Source organism: Reichenbachiella sp., assembly GCF_039944555.1.
Taxonomy (GTDB): Bacteria; Bacteroidota; Bacteroidia; order Cytophagales; family Cyclobacteriaceae; genus Reichenbachiella.
The window spans coordinates 239,597-262,512 of the sequence record NZ_JBDUYN010000007.1 but is presented as its reverse complement, the minus strand read 5'-3'; the positions used below and the strand labels follow the sequence as shown (position 1 = coordinate 262,512).

General features: G+C 39.7%; 16 protein-coding genes. 5 read left to right on the top strand and 11 right to left on the bottom strand.

Features of this window, described 5'->3' with window-relative positions; genetic code table 11:
- Positions 1-20: 20 nt before the first annotated feature.
- The 6 genes from ABJD64_RS09715 to ABJD64_RS09690 all read right to left on the bottom strand — a co-directional run bounded on the left by ABJD64_RS09715 (position 21) and on the right by ABJD64_RS09690 (position 10,708).
- Positions 21-2,144 (bottom strand): elongation factor G, encoded by a 2,124-nt coding sequence (locus tag ABJD64_RS09715; protein ID WP_348178166.1) that lies wholly within the window; start codon positions 2,142-2,144, stop codon positions 21-23.
- A 220-nt stretch (positions 2,145-2,364) separates the two neighbouring features.
- Complete coding sequence (locus ABJD64_RS09710) at positions 2,365-3,267, bottom strand: prolyl oligopeptidase family serine peptidase (protein ID WP_348178164.1); 903 nt, start codon at positions 3,265-3,267, stop codon at positions 2,365-2,367.
- 118 nt (positions 3,268-3,385) lie between these two features.
- The gene (locus ABJD64_RS09705; protein WP_348178162.1) at positions 3,386-4,174 is read right to left on the bottom strand and encodes a hypothetical protein; all 789 of its coding nucleotides are present in this window, start codon (positions 4,172-4,174) and stop codon (positions 3,386-3,388) included.
- 322 nt (positions 4,175-4,496) lie between these two features.
- Positions 4,497-7,139, bottom strand: coding sequence for an ABC transporter permease (locus ABJD64_RS09700; protein WP_348178160.1), 2,643 nt, complete (start codon positions 7,137-7,139; stop codon positions 4,497-4,499).
- On the bottom strand, positions 7,139-7,477 hold the full coding sequence (locus ABJD64_RS09695; protein ID WP_348178158.1) for a PadR family transcriptional regulator: 339 nt from the start codon (positions 7,475-7,477) through the stop codon (positions 7,139-7,141). Before ABJD64_RS09695 ends, ABJD64_RS09700 begins: the two co-directional genes overlap by 1 nt.
- 237 nt (positions 7,478-7,714) lie before the next feature.
- On the bottom strand, positions 7,715-10,708 hold the full coding sequence (locus ABJD64_RS09690) for a two-component regulator propeller domain-containing protein (protein WP_348178156.1): 2,994 nt from the start codon (positions 10,706-10,708) through the stop codon (positions 7,715-7,717).
- Between the two features lie 536 nt (positions 10,709-11,244).
- On the opposite strand from ABJD64_RS09690, the gene ABJD64_RS09685 reads away from it, so the two are divergent.
- Complete coding sequence (locus ABJD64_RS09685; RefSeq protein ID WP_348178154.1) at positions 11,245-12,459, top strand: NHL repeat-containing protein; 1,215 nt, start codon at positions 11,245-11,247, stop codon at positions 12,457-12,459.
- Positions 12,460-12,573: 114 nt separating this feature from the next.
- On the opposite strand, the gene ABJD64_RS09680 is transcribed toward ABJD64_RS09685, so the two are convergent.
- Both ABJD64_RS09680 and ABJD64_RS09675 read right to left on the bottom strand, forming a co-directional pair.
- A complete protein-coding gene (locus tag ABJD64_RS09680; RefSeq protein ID WP_348178152.1) occupies positions 12,574-13,524 on the bottom strand; it encodes an alpha/beta hydrolase in 951 nt (316 codons plus the stop codon).
- Positions 13,525-13,949: 425 nt separating this feature from the next.
- Positions 13,950-14,936 carry a helix-turn-helix domain-containing protein gene (locus tag ABJD64_RS09675; RefSeq protein ID WP_348178150.1) on the bottom strand — a complete coding sequence of 329 codons (987 nt, stop codon included), beginning with the start codon at positions 14,934-14,936 and terminating at the stop codon, positions 13,950-13,952.
- A gap of 136 nt (positions 14,937-15,072) precedes the next feature.
- Here ABJD64_RS09675 and ABJD64_RS09670 point away from each other — a divergent pair, with 136 nt between their 5' ends.
- Positions 15,073-15,510, top strand: a complete 438-nt coding sequence (locus ABJD64_RS09670) for a DUF1761 domain-containing protein (protein WP_348178148.1) — start codon at positions 15,073-15,075, stop codon at positions 15,508-15,510.
- Between the two features lie 147 nt (positions 15,511-15,657).
- Entirely contained in the window at positions 15,658-16,575 is a 918-nt protein-coding gene (locus tag ABJD64_RS09665) for a hypothetical protein (RefSeq protein WP_348178146.1), read from the top strand.
- Between the two features lie 93 nt (positions 16,576-16,668).
- On the opposite strand, the gene ABJD64_RS09660 is transcribed toward ABJD64_RS09665, so the two are convergent.
- The 3 genes from ABJD64_RS09660 to ABJD64_RS09650 all read right to left on the bottom strand — a co-directional run bounded on the left by ABJD64_RS09660 (position 16,669) and on the right by ABJD64_RS09650 (position 19,599).
- Entirely contained in the window at positions 16,669-17,460 is a 792-nt protein-coding gene (locus ABJD64_RS09660) for a response regulator (protein ID WP_348178144.1), read from the bottom strand.
- The gene (locus ABJD64_RS09655) at positions 17,457-19,346 is read right to left on the bottom strand and encodes a tetratricopeptide repeat protein (RefSeq protein WP_348178142.1); all 1,890 of its coding nucleotides are present in this window, start codon (positions 19,344-19,346) and stop codon (positions 17,457-17,459) included. The genes ABJD64_RS09660 and ABJD64_RS09655 overlap by 4 nt, the downstream gene beginning before the upstream one ends.
- Before the next feature lie 106 nt (positions 19,347-19,452).
- Complete coding sequence (locus ABJD64_RS09650) at positions 19,453-19,599, bottom strand: hypothetical protein (RefSeq protein WP_348178140.1); 147 nt, start codon at positions 19,597-19,599, stop codon at positions 19,453-19,455.
- 264 nt (positions 19,600-19,863) lie between these two features.
- Between ABJD64_RS09650 and ABJD64_RS09645 the strand changes: the two genes are divergently transcribed.
- Positions 19,864-22,209, top strand: coding sequence for a CHAT domain-containing protein (locus ABJD64_RS09645; RefSeq protein WP_348178138.1), 2,346 nt, complete (start codon positions 19,864-19,866; stop codon positions 22,207-22,209).
- A 13-nt stretch (positions 22,210-22,222) separates the two neighbouring features.
- On the top strand, positions 22,223-22,906 hold the full coding sequence (locus ABJD64_RS09640; RefSeq protein WP_348178136.1) for a hypothetical protein: 684 nt from the start codon (positions 22,223-22,225) through the stop codon (positions 22,904-22,906).
- The last annotated feature ends 10 nt before the right edge of the window (positions 22,907-22,916 follow it).

Here is a 22,916-nt window from a genome sequence, read left to right as displayed (position 1 = left end):
AAAGTTGAATTTATCCTGTTTCAGTTATCGGTACTCTGATAAGCCTTGATCAACTTTTCTTGAATATCCGATGGCACTGGCGCATATTCCGCGAATTTCTTTTTGAAACTAGCTCTTCCCTGGGTTAATGATCTCAATACCGTTGTATACCTATCCAGCTCAGCCAGAGGCGTTTTGGCCTTGATAAGCTGATTAGCACCCTGAGCTTCAATTCCCAATATCGTTGATCTTCGAGATTGCAGGTCGGTCATTACTTCACCTAAAAGATCCTCAGGGACTAAAATATCCAGTTCAGTGACAGGTTCAAGGATTTTTGGGTTGGCCTTCATAAAAGCTTGTTTAAAGGCTTTCATACCAGCTATTTTGAATGCCATGTCATTGGAATCCACTGCATGCATCTTACCATCATATACCATGACTCTTACATCTCTTACATAGGATCCGGTCAATGGGCCTTCTGCCATCTTTTCCATAATCCCTTTTTGGATAGAAGGCAGAAATCGGGCATCTATCACTCCTCCTACTATACAATTATAAAAAACGAACTTTCCACCCCATTCCAGCTCAATGATTTCTTTGTTTCTTATGTTTACTCCGTTGGGTTCAGGCATTCCTTCATAGTAGGGCTCTACTTTCATATAAACCTCCCCGAACTGGCCTGCGCCACCTGACTGTTTTTTGTGTCTATACGAGGTATCCACCATCTTTTGAATAGTTTCCCTGTACGGGATTTTTGGCTTTACGAATTCAACACTTAGTTTATAAATATGTTCGATAACCCACTGGAGTACTGCCAGGTGTAATTCTCCCTGCATAGAAACGAGAAGTTGCTTGAGTTCTGATGAATACTCGTAGGTAATGGTTGAGTCCTCTTGATGAATCTTGTGCAGCACCTCGCCCAGTTTGTCGTCATCTGAATTGTTATTGGCTATAATGGCCATTTGCATTTTGGCCTCGGGAAATTGAATCGGACGAATCCCGACATCGATACCTTTTCCACACAAGGTTTGATTGGTTTCGGTTGATTTTAGTTTTAGAGTTGCACCCAGATCCCCAACTACAAGCTTGTTAATCGGATTACGCTTATGACCATCTACAATAAAAAGTTGATTGATCTTTTCAGCATGCCCATTTTGATGGTTGATCAATTCGTCACCTATTTTCACTTCGCCGGAAATTACTTTGAAGTAGGACATTTTACCAAGATTGGGCTCAAGAGCTGTTTTATAAATAAATAGAACTTCAGGGCCATTTAGGCTATGGGCAAGTTCGTTGCCATCCTCCGTTATTTCCGATTTTATATCTATAGATGAGGGTGCTACATTGTCAATAAATCCCATCATTCGCCCGCTTCCCATATCATTTTTGGCTGAAATACAAAAGACAGGAAAGACCTGATGGTTGGCCATTCCTATTTTTAGCCCTTGTTTCATTTCGTCTTCATCGAGTGTACCTTTTTCAAAGTACAACTCCATGAGGTGTTCATCATTTTCGGCTGCTTTTTCTACCAATTCATTGTGAAGCCTATTGGCTTTTTCTGTCTCGCTTTCAGGAATAGGCAATTTTTCGGGTTTTCCTCCCTGTTCTGAAAACTTATAGTATTTCATCTTGAGTAGATCAATGATTCCATTGAAGTTGGCGCCCTCGTTTAAAGGATATTGCATTAAAGTGACCGCAGACCCAAATTGATTTTTGGCCGATTCCAATGAGGCTTCAAAATTAGATTTGGGATGATCCAATTGGTTGAATACGAAGATGGTAGGCTTAGCAAACTGGTCGATATAGTTCCAAATGAGCTCGGTACCGACTTCAACTCTGTGTTGCGCATTAATCAGGAATACACAAGTGTCAGCCACTCTGACAGAAGAGGCTATTTCACCGATAAAATCATCCAGACCCGGAGTGTCAATAATATTGATCTTATAATTTCGCCATTCTGTATGCAGTGAAGTGGCGTATACTGAGCCTGATCTCTCATGCTCTATTTCATGGTAGTCAGAAACGGTATTTTTATTTTCTACAGTTCCTCTCCGATTGATCAGTCCGGCTTCAAATAACATGGTTTCAGCCAAAGTAGTTTTGCCGGACTTGGAACTGCCCAAAAGGACAATGTTCTTTATATGTTTTTCATCAAATACTTTCATGAGATGTGGCGATAAAGGGTTGGATATAAGATAATTAAATTATTCCTGAACTTATAATACCACAGGCAATAGAAGTACCAAAACTGTCATAAATCACTAATCCTATTGATATTTCTTGGTTTCTACCACTCAGCAATTACATCAAAGAACCTTTTCATTATCGGGGCTTGTCCTTACGGGCAATAGCATCCCTTAGATGCTAATCAATTTGGGTAAAGTCCTATGGTACATTGATTTTCACAACTTCCAGCAAGAAATTATCCTGCAACTTCCAATAGTCTTTTACCATGACTCCATTTACTCTTAGTCCATGATTGGCACGGTCAAATACGTGATAGGTAAAATTTCGATTGTCTTCGTTAATCAACTTATCCAAATTGGCAACGGTTTCGGGAATAGGAATGCTTTGGTCTGCATCTCCAAGCAACCAGAGGCCGGGCATATTCATTTTCTTTAGCAATGGCATAGGATCAACTCCATAGGGACCTCTTTCTTTGAGCTTTCTTGACATTTCTTCTCTGCTCAGTCCAGGATTGACGGAACCATCGCCTGTTAATTGACTATAATAATTTTCCTCTCCCACTGTCACTGTGGGTCCTGATATTAAAATACTGAATTTGAGGCCTTCTTGCATGGAAGCTACTATTGGAGTAATCCACCCTGCCTGACTCCATCCATACAATCCAATCTGGTTGGTGTCGATATCGGAGCGAGTTTTAAGGAATTCTACTCCAGCTGACACATCTTTTGCCAACAATTCGAGATTTTCTTTGCTAGTATTAAAGCGTCCAACATATGTACCTTCTGATTTACCCACGCCTCTTTTGTCGTGTGATAAAACAGCAAACCCCATTTCTACAAAGTGAAGTGCCATGTAGTGCGCAGCATTTTTTGTAGCACGCCCCGAACCGTGAACAATGACCATTGCCGGGTGCGGTCCTTTCTTTTCCGGCAACCACAGGCCACCTGAAATGGTTGTGCCTTCACTTTGGTAGGTTACCTCGTTAAAAGTAGGAATGGTTGCTGTAGTAATCGCTTCTACTTTGCTTTGGCAGCTACATAGGCAGCAAATCAGAGTAACGGCAAAGCAAATTTTAGTTTTTATAACAAAATATTCTCGCATAATTTCATCAGGCTTAATCTTCAAGATTAAGGATCAAGGAAAATGAAAAAGGTTGCATGACTGCAACCTATACTTCGCCCTTCTGCGATTAAGTAATAATGTAATCAGCTCTTTAGCACTAGTACTTGTTCCGAGATTCGGCAAGCAATTTTTCAGCTCTTGGCAGCCAGGTTGCTAACCAAACTTTCCCCCAGTTCGGATAGATTTTACTTACCGAATCCTTGCTTTCAAACAGGGCAATTGATTGTCTAAACTCACTAATCGCTTTCTCATATTGTGCATCCATGGTACTGACAATTCCTTTTTGCAAAAAGACTCTGGGATTGTATGGATAGGCCTCTTCGGCTTGTTTTAGTAAACCAAGTGAGAGATCAATATGCCTTTTTGATTCTTCTTTGTCTATGTCTATACCAGTTCGTGGGTTGAAGAAGGTAAAAGCATGTAGCCTATTCAATAAAGATTCCAGAACCAATAATTCTGATTTGTCCTCCTGTGTAGGATTTGAATTTAATTGCTCAGCCATTTTCAGATTTTGATAAGCATATTCGACATAGGAGATAAATTTATCATTATCCTTGAATAACCTTCCCACCTGGCCATATAAATGAGCTACCCAATAGAAACCAAGCCATTCATTGGGGAAATCTTCGGTAGTCTTAATTAAACTTTGCAAAGCCATTTCTTCAGTTTTCATAACACTGGCTGTGTCATGCAATTGCAAAGCGTAATAGAGTTGTTCTTCAAATAGCAGCTTTTGATAACCCTCAAGGCTGCAAACTTGCCTGTTGACCCTGGATTCAGCATCTTCTTTAGCTATGAGTTTATACAGTGATTCATTGACCGGCTGCATGGCAATGGCGGTCTGGCTGATCAAGGCAACAAAAAGTATAGATATTGACTTTTTCATTTTGGTTGTTTTTAAGTGTGTCAGAAACACTAAATGATTACGACTCCCAATATTGGCGGTTGGAAGAATTTGGTAACACGAGACTTTTCGGGTGTAGAACGAATTGCATTGAGGCTAGATGAATGTCTCTAACCAGGTTAGTAGAACCTATGGCCACCTTATCCAACATGCGTAGCGGAGTATTGGATACCTTTTGGAAACCATCATTTACAATAACTTGTCGCTTGACCTTTATGATCAAGCGACAAGAGTTTGTTCGTAAATGCCATGCAGCTTTAGAGTATTAGCCAAATTGAATTGAACTAAGTAGCTCGATTTAACCTTATTCGTTCTTCAATGTAATTGCCGGATTCAATGAGGCTGTTTTCAATACATGATAGGTAATTGTTATGAGTGCTATAACGATCAATAAGATCGAAGGCACAAAAAACAAATAGGCGGAAATTGAGATTCGATTGGCAAAGTTATCCAGCCACTGATTAATTATCCAATAAGATATGGGGATAGAGATAATGATCGCAATGGAGACCAGCTTTAAGAAATCCTGTGCCAATAGCGCAAGCAACTGGGTCACTCGTGCTCCCAATACTTTTCTAACCCCAACTTCCTTGGTACGAAGCGCAGTGGCATACGATGCCAATCCAAATAACCCCAGACAGGCGATTAGAATGGCTAATCCTGCAAAAAAACCAAACACACTGCCAAATTGCTCCTCAGATTTATATTGCTCATTGTAATGCTCATCAAGGAAAAAGAGATCGAAAGGTTGTTCATTGTAGGAAGTACGCCAATGCTGCTCAATTTTACCTATCATTTGACTCATGTTTTGTGTGGACACTTTGAGAGAATAGAATCCATTGACTTCCGGGATATACCTGAAGATCAAAGGATCAAAGGCCTTTTTTGGAGATTCATGTCTGAAATTTTTCACCACACCGACGATATTGAAAGTATCTCCCCAGAAATACATTTTTTTGTTTAGAATCAATTCAGATTTTACAGCCCCTAATAATTTAACCGCCGATTCATTGACAATTACATTGTTTTCTTCGTTTCCAAATGAGTCATCAAATTTCCTCCCATTTGCTATTTCAACATCATACAAGTCGAGGTATTGATCATCCATCGCCACCACTCGGTATTGGTTCGCTTCATTTTCATCTTGCTCTAGCAATCTGATACCTCCTGCGTTCCATCCCGGACCTCCACCTGGTATCGATGTAGAAGAAGACAAAGCACTGATTTCAGGCTCGGCAAGTAAGTTATTTCGGAAGGTATTGTAATGAACACTGTAAGTCGAATCATTATTGGAATTAGGTGTGCGTAGAATCAAAGTCTGATCAATAGACAAGCCTAAATCCTGTTCTTGCAAGAAATTCATTTGTTGATAAACTACAAAAGTGCCTGTTATGAGAATTACAGAGGTTAAAAATTGGAAGACAACCAATACCTTTCTCAAAGTACCCCCTGATCCTGAACCTTCAAATTTACCCTTGAGCACATCTACTGGCTTGAAGCCTGATAATACCAAAGCAGGATAAAATCCGGAAAGAAAGAGCCCAGCAAGCAGCATACCCAACATGCTCAACCAGAAAAACGAATCAGTGGGAAAAGAATATGGATCAGAAATCCCCACAAACTCATTGAAATATGGGTAGCCAAAGAAGATCAAGAGTAACGCGACGATCATACTCAGCAAATTCATGAATGCTGACTCGAACAAAAATTGATTGATCAACTGTCTTCTGAAACTCCCGAGTACTTTGCGAATTCCTACTTCCCTGGCTCGCTGCATGGCTCGTGCCGTGGTTAGGTTAATGTAGTTGATCCACGCGATTACGATCAGAAAGATTCCTACAATGAGTAAAAAGTAGGTCGTTAATTTATCTCCATTTTTCTTGAACTCTCCAAAGTAATTCGAGGTAAGGTGTATTTGAGCCAGGGGCTGAAGATGAAAAGCGATACCTTGACCAGATTGTTCATATTCTTCCCCTACTTTTTCCTCGATTAGCATAGGTAGTTTAGCTTCTAATGATTTTGGATCTGTACCAGCTCTCAGTTGTACATAAGTCATGAATCCATCCCAATTCCATGCTGTGTTTGCCCTTTCACTGGTGAGCGCTACATAGGAACTAAACGAATACAAAAGGTCAATCTTCATATGCGATTGCTCAGGTAGGTCATCGAACACCCCGACTACCTCAAAATCTGTACGATCATTCAGTACCACAATTTTCCCTAACGGGTCGGCATCACCAAATAGGTTGGTGGCCATGGATTTAGACAAAACCACTTTGTACAGTTCTGTGAGTACCAGAGAGTCAACTCCACTGATCAATGGAATAGAAAATACTTCAAAAAAATCTTTAGATGCATAATAGGCATTTTTTACCTTCAAATACTGATTGTTGTATTTGAGTAGCGTGTTACTGCTGTGAAGCTTTACATATTTTTCAATCTCAGGAAAAGCCTCTTTCATGTCCGGACCAATACCGGCACAGCCAGATGCCCATTGTGTAGATAGCTCTCCTTTGTTGAACCGATCTTGTTGTACTCTGTAGATGTTTTGTGCATTATCGAGGTGCTTGTCGTAATTGACCTCATAATAGACATACTGCAGAATCATAAATCCTGCGGCGATGCCTAAGCTAAGACCGAATAGATTGATGAATGAATAAACCTTTTGTTTTTTAAAAGATCTGAGTGTGATAGTTAAATAATTTTTAAACATTGCTTCGAAATTTGACCTTGAGTTTCTGTTTTTGAGACTGACATATCGCAGATATCCCAGTGCGTTGAGTATATAAATTAAATCAGCATACCACCTTCCTTTGCTGATGGTGGCGACACCAAATTTTTCATGCAAATCGCCAATGACCCCCTCTACCATATAAGGATCAATTAGCTTTTCCAGCCAATGATCGACCCATGTGGGAGGTGACGATGAGTTGTTATGATTTCGCATTAGACACCAAAAAAATCGAGTGACAGATTTGGAATAGAGTTCCACATTTTGTTTCTGATTTCTCTGGCAGAGGCTATCGCATTTTGACCAGAAGCTGTAATGGCAAAAAGATGTTTTCGTCTTCCTCCTCTTTCGGGTGTAGCTCCACCATAAGAAGAAGTGAGGTAACCCTTTTCTTCTAATCGTTTTAATACAGCATGTACTGTACTAATGGTCATGCTTCGATTCGTTTGGTCTTTTATTTCATTTTGAATAGCCGTCCCATATGCATCTCCATGCAACATAGCCACGGCTAACAAAATCAGCTCTTCTAACTCTCCTATATGTGCGCCTTTCATAATTGCTAAATCTTATTAGTTCTAATATTAGTTTCGCTTTTGTCGAAATTGATAACGCAAACCTAATTAATTTGTTTCGCTTTTGTCGAAATTGACAAAATGTATAGTACGCGATTGGGCTTTGGTACCACCTGTTGAGAAGTATTTCAATAGACACATTATATGAAAAAAAGACAATAGACTTAAATCGCCTATATAGCACAGCTACTTAACTTTATTTTGAGGACAATAGGATATTTAGATTTCCAAGGATTGAGAATGATCATCGTCCAGCTTCGATTGAATATCGATCAATACTTTGTCTATCTGATCAGATTGGCCTTTGACCAGTTTCAGCATTTCCTTTGTTTCTTCGTAAGACCTGTCAATATCAAAGAGTTGTATGAGACCCTGGATATTGGTAATTGGCAGTCTAAGATTATGGGCATTCATAAAGGCATATTCTTCAAGCTTTCTATTCTTTTCAGTGAGCTCTTTGGTACGATCTGATACGGTTTGTTCCAGATTTTCATTCAATTGATTCAGATTAGCATTGTATGCATGAAGTTCTTCCGCTTGCTGTACTATTCTTTCATTTTTTATTTTAAGTTCCTTGGTTCGCTGAGCGACTAACTGTTCCAATTCCTTTTTCTGTTTGCTCAGTTTTCTCATTCTCAATCTATAGAGCATAGTGGCGATTCCTGCTATTGATAACACAAACAATATTCTTGCCCAGATAGTGGACCACCAGGCGGGTAAAATGGTCAAACGAATACTCGTCCCCTCTTCATTCCATAAACCATCGTTATTAGACCCCTTTACTTTAAAAACATACTTGCCCGGAGGGAGACTCGTATAGGAGACAAAACGTCGGCTCCCTACATAATTCCAATCATCTTCCAGCCCTTCAATCATATAGGCATATTGATTTTTTTCAGGAGATGCGTAGTGCAGTGCAGCATATTCAAATGCAAAAACCTTGTCCGTATATGACAATTGGATCTCTTTGGTTTTTGTAATCGATTGTTTAAGAAGTGTCCTGCCATCCTCCATTTTTCCAATGGGTACTGATTTATTGAATATGGTGAAATCAGTTATTACAATTTTTGGAACGTGAGGGTCGTCCCACATATGTTCAGGAAAGAAAGCATTGAATCCATTGATCCCACCAAAAAATAATTCTCCACTTTTTGACTTGTAGGCTGTCCCTGTATTGAACTCATTGCTTTGCAGTCCATCTTTTGCATCATAATTTTTGAAGTCCATTTGATTGGGATCAAACCGTGTCAGCCCGCCATTTGAGCTGATCCAGACCTTGCCATAGTTATCTGTAATAATGTCATAAATCACTTCATCAGATAAGCCCTCCTGTTTGGTATAGGTGATAAAGGTCCCTTTTTCCTTGTTCATTTTGCAGAGACCAACAGAAGTTCCAACCCATATGGTGCCATGTGCATCTTCGTATACGGCTAACACAAAATCATTACTTAAGCTCGTTTTATCGCCAGGGGTGTGCCCGTAATTCGTGAATTTTTGAGTCTGTTGATCAAATCTGGAAAGGCCTCCTCCATAGGTTCCAAGCCATACCGTTTCCGACTCGTCAATATACATGGCATAAATTCTATTGTTTCCCAGGCTGTTAGGGTCATTGGGATGATGCTTATAATTAGTAAAGTGCCCTGTGATAGGGTCGTAGACATCCAACCCACCGCCATTCGTTCCAATCCAAAGTTTGCCGGATCGATCAATTTTAATCAATCGAACATGATCATTGCTCAATGTATTAGGGTTTTGGGGATTGTGTTTATAGCACACAAACCTATCGGCATCGGGATCATAAGCATTGAGTCCGCCTCCGTCAGTTCCAATCCACAAAATGCCATTATCGTCTTTTACGATATCGTAAACGTAATCATTGCTAAGGCTATTGATGTTACTTGAATTATGCCTATATACTTTAATTTCATTTCTCTTTCGATCAATTCTATTCAACCCCCCTCCGTCTGTACCCACCCACAAGTAATCCTCATCCTCAAAAATTGGACGTATATCATTGTGACTGATGCTATTAGGGTTCTTCGGCTCGTGCTCATAATGATCAAATTTCTGAGTTGACCTGTTGTAAACATTAGCACCTCCAATCCAGGTGCCTACCCAAATGGTTCCCGTTTGATCCTCTGATAAGGAAATCACTCGATTGCTACTCATACTGTAAGGATCATCTACGTTAGCCTCGTACCTTTTAAAGATATTCTTATCACGATCAAAGACATTGACACCAGATGAATGGGTGCCCACCCACAGCACACCAAGGCGATCTTCATGAATCACATTGATGTGGTTATCACCAATGCTTTGATGATCTTCGGGATCATGTTGGTAGCTTCTAAATTTTTTAGTCTTTGGGTCGAACTGATTTAAACCTCCTTTTTCTGTTCCCACCCACAAGATACCTTCGCGATCCTCCAGTAGAGCCAACACATGATCATTGCTCAAACTTTCAGAGTCGGTAGGGTCATTTCTGAATTGTGTAAATCCTTTTTGATTTTTGCTAAGTCTATTGAGACCGCCTCCCAGGGTAGCTATCCATATTTGGTCTTGTTGATCTTCCAGAATGGCCGTAATGGTATTGTGGGTAAGGCTTTTTGGATCATTGGTGTCATTCTTATATCGAACAAATTTATTGTTTTGGGCATCATACTTATTCAATCCGTCTTCTGTTCCCACCCAAATAGATCCATCCTTCGCTGCGGCAATTGAAAATATTCGATCATTACTCAGACTATTTGGATTTTGAGGGTCATGAAAGAATCGCTTAAATGTTTCGCTATTCAAATCGAATCGGTTCAGGCCTTTATCAGTCCCTATCCAAAAGATTCCATTCTCATGCTCAAAGATCACATTTACGATGTTGTTGCTGAGAGCGGATGTATCAGTTGAACTTTCAAAATAGACTTTGAAACCATAGCCATCATATTTGTTTAATCCACTTTCGGTTCCAAACCACATAAAACCCTGATCATCCTGGGCTATCGTATTTATACTGCTTTGAGAAAGGCCGTCTTCCAGTGATAAATGTTTGAATCTAACATTTTGTCCCACAAGCTTTGGCTCATTGATACGGCCTGTAGAGCCTGATTGTGGAATAGATTGCTGTATTGGAAAATGCAAAGAATAGGCAAAAAGAGAGGTATCAATCACAAATAGGGAAAAGCATAACATGCAAATTTTTCCTATTTGCTGAAAGTTCATAATTGGGAAAAAAAGTCCTCTCACAAAAGCATCTTTCATTTTGCTTTAACTCTAAATTAGAAAAGCGCTGAAACTTTTATTGCTTTATAGGGTGGTAAAACAATAGATTAATACTACTGCTGACTAATATTGCTGCTACTGTAAAATAACCAATTATTACCGGAAGACCATTATTCAATTTGGTTTAATTCTGAGCGGAGTCGTACACCATATCCACTAATCATCTTTTAGGATCTGCCCTGCAATTGCGAAATACCCGGTTTATTTCACAATATTAAAAAGAGCAGATAAACTGCATGATCGAGGTACATTTTGTCGGCTTAGCCCCGCTCAATTACAATTTCAGAAAACATTCAGGTTTTATGTTACCAATCGTTTTGAGCAAAGCATAGTTTTAGTGTAAATACAAATGGCGTGTGCTGCTGACAACATTTGCTAAAATCAACAACGGACACGTAAATGGTAAAAAATGATCGGGTCTTACCTAAGTGATTGATAGAACCTGCAGTTTTATACAAAACTCAAACAACATATAAATGAATAAGAATATTCAAACCCCCATCAGCTCACTGTACCAGTGGCTTTTACCCGGCCAGATCAAACAGATATTTAGGTTGGGCCTGCTCATATTTCTTGGTTTTATAGTAAGCACTTGCGGGTCGAGCGAAGAGCCACTTGTACTTACTGAAATCAGTATCTCGTCATCGAATGGTAATCGCCTGGATGTAATAGGTCAGCAAGAGACTGTGCTGTCCGTATCCGGAACCGATCAATTTGGCAATCCTATTGAAATTAACTCCGAGATACAGTGGTCAGTGGACAATGACAACGTCAGTCTCGATCAGAACGGAAAAGTAACTGCTCAGGCTGTAGGTTCCTCCATAATCACCGCTCAGGTCGAAAGCATGCAGCAGAATTTTAACCTTAATGTGTGGGATAGCTCGGCTCCAACAACGGAAATCTATGTAAGCGATGTAGGAGTAGACAGAAACGGGCCTCATTATATTCTTAAATATGATGAGACAGGCCAATATTCATCCATATACATCAATACAGGACTATCAAAACCTCAGGATATTGTATTTCTTGAAGATCAGGGCATTGTGCTTGTCTCAAATCTGTCGGGAAACAATATCAATAAATATGACATCCAGACGGGTAATCTACTGGGGGCATTCGCCACGTCGCTGGCCGGACCAACCAGAATAGATATCGGGCCTGACAATCGGCTGTATGTTATTCTATGGAACGGTGGGCAGGTGAAAAGATATGAGTTGGATGGAACCTTTGTAGATGATTTCACCACAATAAGTATCAATCAGGCCATTGGAATGGCTTGGGACAGCGATGGAAATTTCTACGTTTCCTCATTTAACAACGGTGCGAACGGCTTTGTCACAAAATTCGACGCTTCTGGTAATGACCTGGGGCAGTTCATCAGCAGTGACCTATCGGGACCTACTGATATATGGTTTGATGAATCAGGAGATCTATTTGTGAATGACTGGGCTGGCAACAGCGTGAAGAAATTTAGTGCGGACGGTACGTTTCAGGGAGTCTTTATTTCGAATGTAAGTCAGCCCGAGGGTGTGGCCTTTTTGGATGACGGCAGTATTTTGATTGGGGCCAGTGGGTCGAGTACGATAGCCATGTATTCGAAGAGTGGTGGCGCATTAAGCAACCTGGTAAACAGTGGCGGTGGAGGTCTTACAACACCAAATGCCGTGGTGACAAGGAAGGTGAATCAATGAGGCAATGAGTTAATGAGGCAATGAGTTAATTTAGAAGACTTAGGATTTATAATAACAGTATTCAAATAAGTAATCCCCGCAGCGAGCTGAAGGGGTATTAACTTTCGAATTGGCTCATATCTTCGATAAAAATGAGCTAATTAGCCTGGTCACCTTTTCGCTCTCATCCTGCTGAATGAAATGCCCTGCCTCTGGCAAGATTTCAATAGAGAGTTCATTGTCCACGTAATTCCACGTATTGTTGTGGGCTTTGGTTAGTGCGTAGGGATCTTTTTTACCATGAATGAGCAGTACCGGCATTTTGATATTGGGTAAATCCCGATTTCTGTTTAGATACTCCGGATCCTTTAGATTTTCCAACGTAGGATAATTGGCTCTGTAGTAATTGATCATAGCCGCTTTATTGGATTTTCGGAATGCTTCCTTATAAAGTGGCTTAGCTCCCGGATCTTTTACCCAGCCTGAAAACCAATTTTCAGTGAGTTGCTCATAGAATTCTTCCGATACAAAATGATCGGCATATGAAGGCTTTCTTTCGGCAATCGGTATGGGAGGTTTTTTATCTCCCGCTTTCGGGTGATTGATGCTCAGTATAATCAACTTGTCGACCAATTCCGGATAGTGAGCTGCCAACAGCCAGGCAATAGCCGCTCCCCAGTCATGTGCAACTAGATACACTGACTCTTCACCTGTATCCTTAATGACAGCAACCAAATCGGTTACCAGTTGTCCAAAGGTATAGTTCTCAACGCCCTGTGGACTATCACTGAGATTGTATCCTCGCAAGTCCATGGCAGCTACTTTATAATCGGTAGAAAGTCCAACCATCTGGTCTCTCCATGAATACCAAAAGTCAGGAAAACCGTGAACAAACAATATCAAAGATCCTGTCCCTTTTGTCACATAGTGAATTTTGATTCCATCATTGTTGGCATAGTGATGGTCAACACTATTATAAATATCATTTCCCTTCACATTTGCCTTATTGTCATGAACTGCGTTTTGACCATGAGCAAGGTTAGAAATACTAATTAAAAGAAAAATTACAATTGGGTTTTTGTACATCACCATGAAGTTAGTCTTCAGCTAAATACGCACAATTCAGCCTATTCAGTTGCTCTTTTGCAGTGAGGGATAAAGATATTGCAGTAAGCACTTAAACATAGCAGTAGAACCCAAGGCCTGCCATCTGATTTAATACCATTTGGCTAATACGAAGCATCGCAAACCTTCCGTTCTACACTATCAGGTTTTAATACTCATAAAGTATCAAAAGAGGAAATCAACAAAATCAGTAAAACCAATGATTCTAGCTCAATACCAATGTCGTTAAGTTAAGACCAACGTCTTCGCTAGGAACGAAGCGATCTCTGGTTTATGTAGACTTATTCATCTTTTAATGAGACTGCCACGCAACGCCTGCCTGCACGTAGCCGTTTCGGCAAAGGCCTGCTCGCACTGACGAAATCCTTAGTTTAACGACATTGGGTTTAACCCACCTTCGTTGAATACTTGTTGTATTTCATCTTGTACTCAACGGGGGAACATCCTGTAAGCTTTCTAAACACATTCCTAAAAGCCTTACTGTCTGAATAACCTACGTCCATCATGACTTCACCCACATTTTGTTTAGTACGCTCAAGAGATTTCTTTGCAGCCTCTACCCTCACCCGCTGCACGTATTCATAGGGCGTGTTTTGAGTGGCCGTTTTAAATCTTCTAATAAAGTTTCTTCGACTGAGCGACACATAATCAGCCATTTCGTCGATTGTCAATTGATTTGAGAAATGACCTTCAATGTAATCCTGGGCCTTTTGAATGGTTTCATCGCCATGACCTTTCTGTGCTTCGAAAATCACAAATTCGGACTGGTTGTAGCGATCAATGTCGATTTCAAATAGTTTACTGGAAAGAATCGCCATATCACGACCATTGTACTTCTCAATGAGGTAAATCAATAAATTCAGAAAAGAAAAGGCACCGCCACTGGTGTATGTGCCCTTTTCATCTGTAATGATCTTATCCTGCTGGAATATGACTTCAGGAAACATCTGTTGAAATGCTTGCGTACCGATCCAATGTGTAGTGGCCCGTTTGCCATCCAGCAATCCGGTCGCTGCCAACAAAAATGCTCCCATACATAGGCTGGCAACTTCGGCTCCACCCTGATACATTTTCTGAATCCAGGGCACAAACTCCTGGTTTAGATTCAATGAATCTTGCATATCTCCCATAATAGTGGTGACAACTACCAGGTCGGTCTTTTTCACCTGATCAATGGTCACTTGAGGTTTAATGGAGAAAAGTCCTTCATATAGCTGTGTCTCTTTGCTTAACCCAACCAGCTGAATGTCGTAGCACGCAGGCATGCCTTGAGCGGCAAGGAAGTTATTGACTTGGCCAAATAGTTTAAAGGTACCCACTATACTGCTGAGCACTGCTGGCCCTTCGGGCACAATGACTGAGATGTGTTTCATTATCAAGGGAAATTAGAATACATCAAATATAAATGCTCGGTGTGTCACTATCAACCCGCTAAGATGTCAACAATGCCCTCTAACGGACATTAGAATTGATTTTACCTTTGTTGTATAACATCTAAACTAAAAAATTATGCCTGAGATTAATGTAAGTATTGTCGCGGTCCTCATCGCCGTAGTTGCCAATTTCTTTTTTGGATTTATATGGTACACGCCTCTTTTTGGTAAAGTATGGGCGAAGGAAATGGGCTTCGACCCTGATCAAAAGCCATCTGGCGGAGCCATGGCCAAAGGAATGATCTTTATGGTTATTGGGAATTTTCTATTTGCCTGGGTTTTCGCTCATAATATGGCAGCCTGGAATCCAGTGACCTGGGGGCTGCCACCCTCTGAGGTGTCCGCAGCATCCAATGCGATGATGGCCGCCTTCTTCACCTGGATGGGTTTTTATTTTCCTATGGATTTGGGAGCTGTGGCCTGGGAACAAAAGTCCTGGAAGTTGTTTGGTATCAACACTTCTTACCACTTTCTGATGCTTGTGATTGCCGCTATGATTCTGGCACACCTATAATATTATTCAACCACCTTCCAAAGCTTTCGAGCGCATCTAAAGATGCGCTCGATTTGTTATGATCTTTCTCATTTTGGTCCATTCTGATTGGATAGCGGGAACCAAATGATCCCATTTGGTTTTATCTTTAAGGAAACAGAGAACATTATGAAAAACGTCACACTCCTGCTCATTAGCCTTATGCTGGTAGATTGCAACTCATCGCACTCACAAGACCATTCGAAGCCATCAGGAAAATTTAATGGTTATTGGTATGGCGGAAAAGCAGAGATCAGCAGTTTTGAATTGAAGCAGGCACGATACGGTGAGATACATTCCGGTGAGGCCGTCCTTGTGTTTGTTACCGAACCGTTCTCGAAATCCAAGCAAGTGAAACTGGACGATTGGAGAAATACTACCAGTGATAATGTGAGTGTGTTGAAATTAAATTTCACCAAGAAGTTTCTAACGGGAATCTACCCCTACTCTATGATGTCCTCGACATTTACTCCTGTGAAATATAACGAACACTCACAGCTAATAAAGGTCACCACTTCTTCCCAGGAATGGTGCGGTCATACCTTTACACAGCTCAACTTCGGTAAAGACAATTACAAACTCAAATCATATTCTTACTTTGAGTCTGAAGGCGATTTGGAAATAGAAATACCTAAGACCATCTTAGAAGATGAGCTGTGGACAAGAATCCGTCTGAATCCTGATCAGTTACCCATAGGAAGAATCAGTCTGTTGCCAGGCACTTTCTATTTGCGCCTCAGACACCAGGAAGCCAGGGCTCAACCAGCCGACGCAAAAATAGAAGAATTGGCCTCTTCGGACTTTTCTGATGAAGGGCATAAAAGGTACACTTTGAAATATGCCAACCGCACGTTGAAAATCTATTTTGAAAGTGATTTTCCTTATGGCATACTTGGCTGGGAAGAGACCCATTTAAGTGGTTTTGGCAAACCGGAAGCATTGACTACTACGGCCAAAAGAATCAATACCATTCAATCTGCCTACTGGAATCAAAATTCCAACGAAGACAGAAAGATAAGAAAGGAATTGGGGCTCGGTGTAGATTGATTCCCGAAAGCCATTTTTTACGCACTGCTCGCCACTCACAGGATCATTCTTTAAATGGTTATGATAGGCCCTGATGTTAAGTATGCTCATACGCTAAACTTCTTTAATGCGATTTTTTATAGATTTTAAATATCCGCGACCAATAGAAACCATAGGATGAAAATTCGACTTAAACTCGACATAACTCTTCTCACCAACTCTTGTAATTCCTGATACCTTATTTATATTGATAATATGCTTTCTCGAAATTCGAATTAGAAAATCATAACTGTTGCACAATTCTTCTTCCACCTTTTTAAGCACAGTCCTGGTTGGTTTTTTTTGAATACTTCCCCCGTCATCAAGAAATAATATTAAAGCAATCTCCTTATTGGCTTCTATTAGGATAATGCTATCGGCACTTAGAAAGAATGACTCTTTTCCCTGCAAGACTGAAACGATATCTCCCTGGTCGCCCTTAAGTTTTTTATATGAATGATGACCTGCCCATGGCTCCGGAAGATTCCCAAGAGCCAATCTGTCAATCGCGTCGAAAAGTTCAATATTACTAACTAAGATGTCCTTTTTACTATAAAAAATCGCCGGTACTTCTTTAATTCTTTTTCTGGTTATGTTGTCATCCAGTTGGGATAAAAAAATGATTGGTATAGAATATTCATCATGAAGCCTCCTGGCCGTTTCAATTCCATCGACCTTACCTTTTACATCGATGTCCAAAATTGCTACATCCGGTAGGGTTTCAAACTTTTTCAGATCGTCCAACAGATCTTCTCCTGATGAAAACAACCCCATAATTTCATACCCTCCTGATTTCAACTTGCTTTGCAGCAGTTCGGCCTGGAAAGCTCCATCTTCCAAAACAATCACTTGGATACTTTTATTCATAAATCTAGTTTATAAGGTATTTTAATTCTAAAGTGAGTGCCTGACTCGCTTTCTAAGATCTCAAATTCAGATCTCAAACTTTTGGCCAACATATGAATCATGTTTATACCAAAAGACACTTTTCCGGCAAGTTCATCTTTATCAATACCCACTCCATTATCTGCATATTCAAGTACGGCCCAATCCTGCTCTTTCGTGAGCGATATTTTGATCCCAATATCAGAAATATTTTCGAGTTGCGAATGTTTTAAAGTGTTGATTAGTAGCTCATTTATAATCTGAGCAATAGAAAAAATATCATCAGGTCTGAAGAGCATTGACTCTATATGCGTTTCGCAACTGCTCATTCGAATATTTCTTGTCGAAAGCGTGTCCAGTATGATTTCATCGAGAAATGGCTTGATATCTCGTTGGTTCTCGGCATCCTCTTCGCTATAGTTGTTTAGTAAATGATGAAATAGTTTAATGATAGCACCGAAGGTATTCCCAATATTATCCAACAGTTCACGATCCGATTTCTTAAAATATTGTTCTAAGTAAACAAAGCGACCCTGGAGCTCGCTCATGGCATTCATTGCAAAGTGGAAGTTATTCCTTGACAAAATAGTCACTCTTTCCTTTTTGATTTCCAGCAGACTGTATAAACCGGCAATCTTCTTATTCTTTGAACTCAACTGTACCATAAAAACAATGACTATTGCAAGTGCGATAAGCAAGGCAAAAATGAGCCATAGGCGTAGCTCTGCAATCCTCTCTTGCGCCCTTCTGTCTTGTTCTAACATTTCCCTCTTTCCAATTTCGTTATTCCTAAAATGTTGGTTTTCCAATTCTTTGACTAAAAGCCTTTCTTCTTCGAAGTAAATTTGCCTTAATGAATCAAGCCTAAAGTCTACCCTCAATGCTTCCTTATAGTTACTCACATCTATATATAACTTCTTGAAATACGTATGATTTTCGATTAGATGCTTTCTAGATTGTGACTCCTTAAGTAAGTCTTTGGCCTTCGTCAAGTAACGCTTACTACTATCGAAATTTTTGAGTTTCCTATGGAGTTCTCCCAGCAGATTAAATGAAGATATTTTATGTAGTCTCTTGGGGTAACTTGTCAATAAATCTAACGCTTGTCGCAAATATTGTTCTGCTGAATCCAACTCTTCAATAGTCAAATACAACTCTCCTATATTTAAGAGTGTTGAAGACCATGTCGAAGAATCACCAAGACTCATTTTAAGTGCTAAAGATTCCTGATAATACTTTTTGGAAAAAGTATAGCTGCCGGATTTAAAATGGACGATGCCCATATTGTTGATTAGGTTGGCTCTTGACTTCCCGTCATCTGATCGAGCATAATAATCCAGTGCCGTTTGAAAACTCTCTAACGATTTCGAATACTCCTTTAAATCTTCATATAAAAGGCCTAAAGAATTGTGAATGTCAGCTTGTAAGCTTTCGTTTTTGTCAAGTTCAGCCAAATCTAAAGCCCGCTGAAAGTTAACGATTGCTTGCTGTTGCAGTCCTTTTTTACGATAATTGACAGCCGCCATTTTATAACTCTGCGCAGCATCCATATTTTTTTTCAAATCGCTAAATGTCAGGCCTGAGTATTCAAAATAAGTCCCGCTGCTATCCCAGTTTTGGAGATGGTATTCAGCCAGCCCTCGGTTGAAATAAGCTTTGGCCATTGCAAGGCTATCTACCACTCGTTTTTTGGTCTGAGCTTTTTTCAAAAGACTTGAGGCAGAATCGTAATACGTGAGATTGATTAACTCGGATGACAAACTGATCAGACTGTCCAATTCTCTCGTCGTATTTGTTTCTTGCTGTTTATCTGTACAGCTGATACAAAAAAGATAAACGCCATACGATAGAAATAATAATTTTTTCACAATTGCCGGTTAACAAGGATGAACTGATAAAGATAAGATTACATCATTCACAACTCCTAAAATTGAGGTAAAATGTCGGGGTCTGCAAGCAGACCCCGAGTTACAATTAACCGCCACCCCCCTGAGGTTTCGGAACATTGTCATCACCTTCTGTAGAAACAGCAGATGGCAATGAAACTTCCGGCTGAGGGTCATTTTCTTCCGAACACCCTCCTGACAACAGGCCAAGAACGAGTGATAAGATTATACTCATCTTTTTCATTTTTCGAAGTTTTTTTAACACGTAAAAACTCCGTAGGTACGCTCCTCAAGTCTCTGGTTCAGCTACGGATTCCCTGTTCCATCGCTTGGGAGAAATTGCTTATACAGCACCGTCTTTTGTGGATCCTCAACGGGATAACCTCGATTTCCTGAGATCATCAAATAACAAGGCTAATTTGATGTTTTAGTACAGTTATAGTCTTGGAATTCCATTAGATTTGGTTTGGAATTCCAATGGATTTTAACCAACCTAGAAATGAAAAAGTGGATTTTACTGCTTCTTGCCTTATGTTCTGGATTGTTAAACAATTTGTTATTTGCACAGAAGGATGAAAAGCTCAGAGAACAGTTTTTTTTATCCATGCTCAGGAGCCCCGAAAACTACAGAGAACTAATCGAGAGCTATAAATCAGAACAGGGCAAAAATCAGGTGCTGTACGAGATTTATGAATCAGCGAAACCATTGCTAGAAAGCATACAGATTCCTATCAAAGAAATTATTCCTGAAGGTTACTATGAGGCTGCGGAGAAGCTTTTGACTGTATCAATGATGAATCCTTCCTGGTACAAACAGCAGTATGAGAATTTCATAAAAAACAACCAGGAACCCCTTGAAAATAAGTATGATTCGGCAATTGAATTTGCCAAGACCATCGATTTTCCATTGAGAAGAAGAAGTGGACAAATGGCAAAGTCAATAGATGAGAAATCCCATGAGCTTGAAAAAAGAAATTTTGTAGCAAAAATGGAGAGAAAAAAATATGAAGTTGGAAACAAATATGGCTTAGTCTCCTATTTAAACAACATCCTGGTTATGATTAGGGAAAAAAAGGTAAATAGCCGGAATCCACTGTCATCAACAGAACTTGATAAAAATTTATATTGCTTCTACCAGTTAATTAGAAGCCATTATTTTCAAGGGTCAGATTTGAGGATGTTCAAACCCATTGCTGGTACCCATCAAGGAGAAAATAGTTTTACATTTCAGGACGTTTATCAATACTTTGTCCTTTTGCTAATCGAATTGGAATATCGGACTGAAGTGGAAAATGATTTGCCAATCCCATCATTAGACAGCGGTGAATCTTTTGTGCAAGTCATGAGATACGGAGAAAGTAATTTAAATAAAATAACACCGTCCAATATACCCAAGTCTTATGCGGTCTGGGTATTTACCCAATCTAAACCTTATCCCAGGTTAATATCTATTCCGGGAGATGAAAATTTAGATAAGCAACTTTATATTAATTATTACAGTCAATATGCGGATTCCGATTCGCCAAAGACTACATTTTCTGAAGATAATTCCTATTATCACTATATCTCTCCCTTTTACCCAGCCCTTGAAAATTCAAATAAGTTATATCTAATACCTGAAGGTGTTTACAAAAAAATAGCCTTAGAGACGATTAGAAATGGTCATGACAGTTACTTCGGAGATGATGTAGAGATCATTCGAGTCCTCAATCCAAATCAGATATCGAAATATAAAGATCAAAAGAATCAAACATTTAAAACATCAGAATTGTCCTATGCTCTATTTGGAAATCCGGCTTTTCACCTTGGAGATGATAATAAGTCAGTAAAAAGAGAAGATTCTGCATCTTTCAAGGATAAAAAGAATGAACTGCTCAAATGGACGAATGACATCTTTAATCAAAGACCTTTAAACGAGTACGATCCTGATATCCTCTTGAGTGCCTTGCCAAATAGTGAAATTGAAGTACTGACACTGAATGATCTACTTAACAACGTTGGCTGGACAGGTGAATACTTCATTGGGAATAATGCCGAGGAGAGCAAAATCAAAGCCCTTACTCCACCTAAATTGCTGCACATAGCCACGCACAGATCTATATTACCATCTTCTGTAAACATGGAAGAATCACATTATGAGGCCGTGGCAAATATTTCACTATTGCTCGCAGGGTCCGCTCAATACATGGACAAGGATATTAATATTTTGTTTGATAACAAAAAGGGTCCATTGGCTGAAGAATTTGAGAAAATTGAAAAGACCTTACTGATAAGTAAGGTCTCATCCACTTATTATGACAATAATAGTTTTCAGAACAGGCTACTTCAGTTTAACAACTCCATTAAAAAAGGATACTTAAGCTTAGTTGAAGATCTGGCTGATGGCGAAATTCAGAATGACAACGACTATTACGACTTGTTGGATACGGATGAGGCCTTCTGGAAGTTGGCCTTTGGAAGCAAACCAAAACACACTGAATCAGGCTACAATAGAAATGATGGACTTTTGACGGCCTATGAAATTTTATATCTCAATTTAAAGGGCACAGAATTAGTCACTTTATCTGCTTGTTCTTCAGGAGTCGAACATCGTTCCATAGTTGGTGAAGATTTGTTTGGTCTTTCAGAAGCATTTATGACTGCAGGAGCTAAGAGCGTATTAGTAAGTTTTTGGCCAGTAAATGATATGGCAGCATCTAAATTCATGCTTCTTTTTTACAAATTCTGGCTCAATGGAAATTCCAAACGTGAAGCCCTGCAACTTGCTAAAAATGTGATTAGAACTATTCCGGAATATGAGCATCCTTTTTTTTGGGGAGGTTACGTATTATTTGGAGCAGATTAAATATCAATTACGAATGATAAGAAAAGCATTCTATATATCGGGGTCCATCATCTTGGCTAGCATTTTCATCCATTTCCAAATGGCAAGAACAAACCCAGAAGATATGGCAATGTCCACTATATTCATTGGGAATCATGAATATCTTGTAGCCACGGACTGGAAAAAGATATCCGTAAACCACAAAACCGGTGAAGACCTCAATAGTCCCGAATACGGTGGCAAGTACTATCCTCCAAAGTCGATGCAAAATCCGGACATTCAGGAATCCCGAACATCTATCGCAGATCAGCAAATGGAAATAAAAGTAGATATCAATAATGGATCAAAAGATACCTGGAGGTTGCAGTATGTAGAATTGCAAATTGTGAAGGATTATGAAACCGAAGATATTTCGCTCTCAAAAGGAAAATGGAGAGACTATACCACCAGGCTCAATCAAGTTCGTCCTGTATTCACATTAGGCAAATCTCTCGATAATACCTATCGCTATGAGCCCCCAAGACCTGTATTCATATACCCTGATGAAGAATACCAGAACAAGCGGTTCTCTTTTCTTATAAAGAACGACCCGTCCGATCCGATAAAAAACAAGATTTATAAATTTCGTTTCGAAGTATCTCTTTCCAACGCTACTGAGAAAAATAAAACCCGTAAAATTATTTCAGACAAGCACTATTTTCTAGGCTTTGTCAAGTAGGATGTATTTT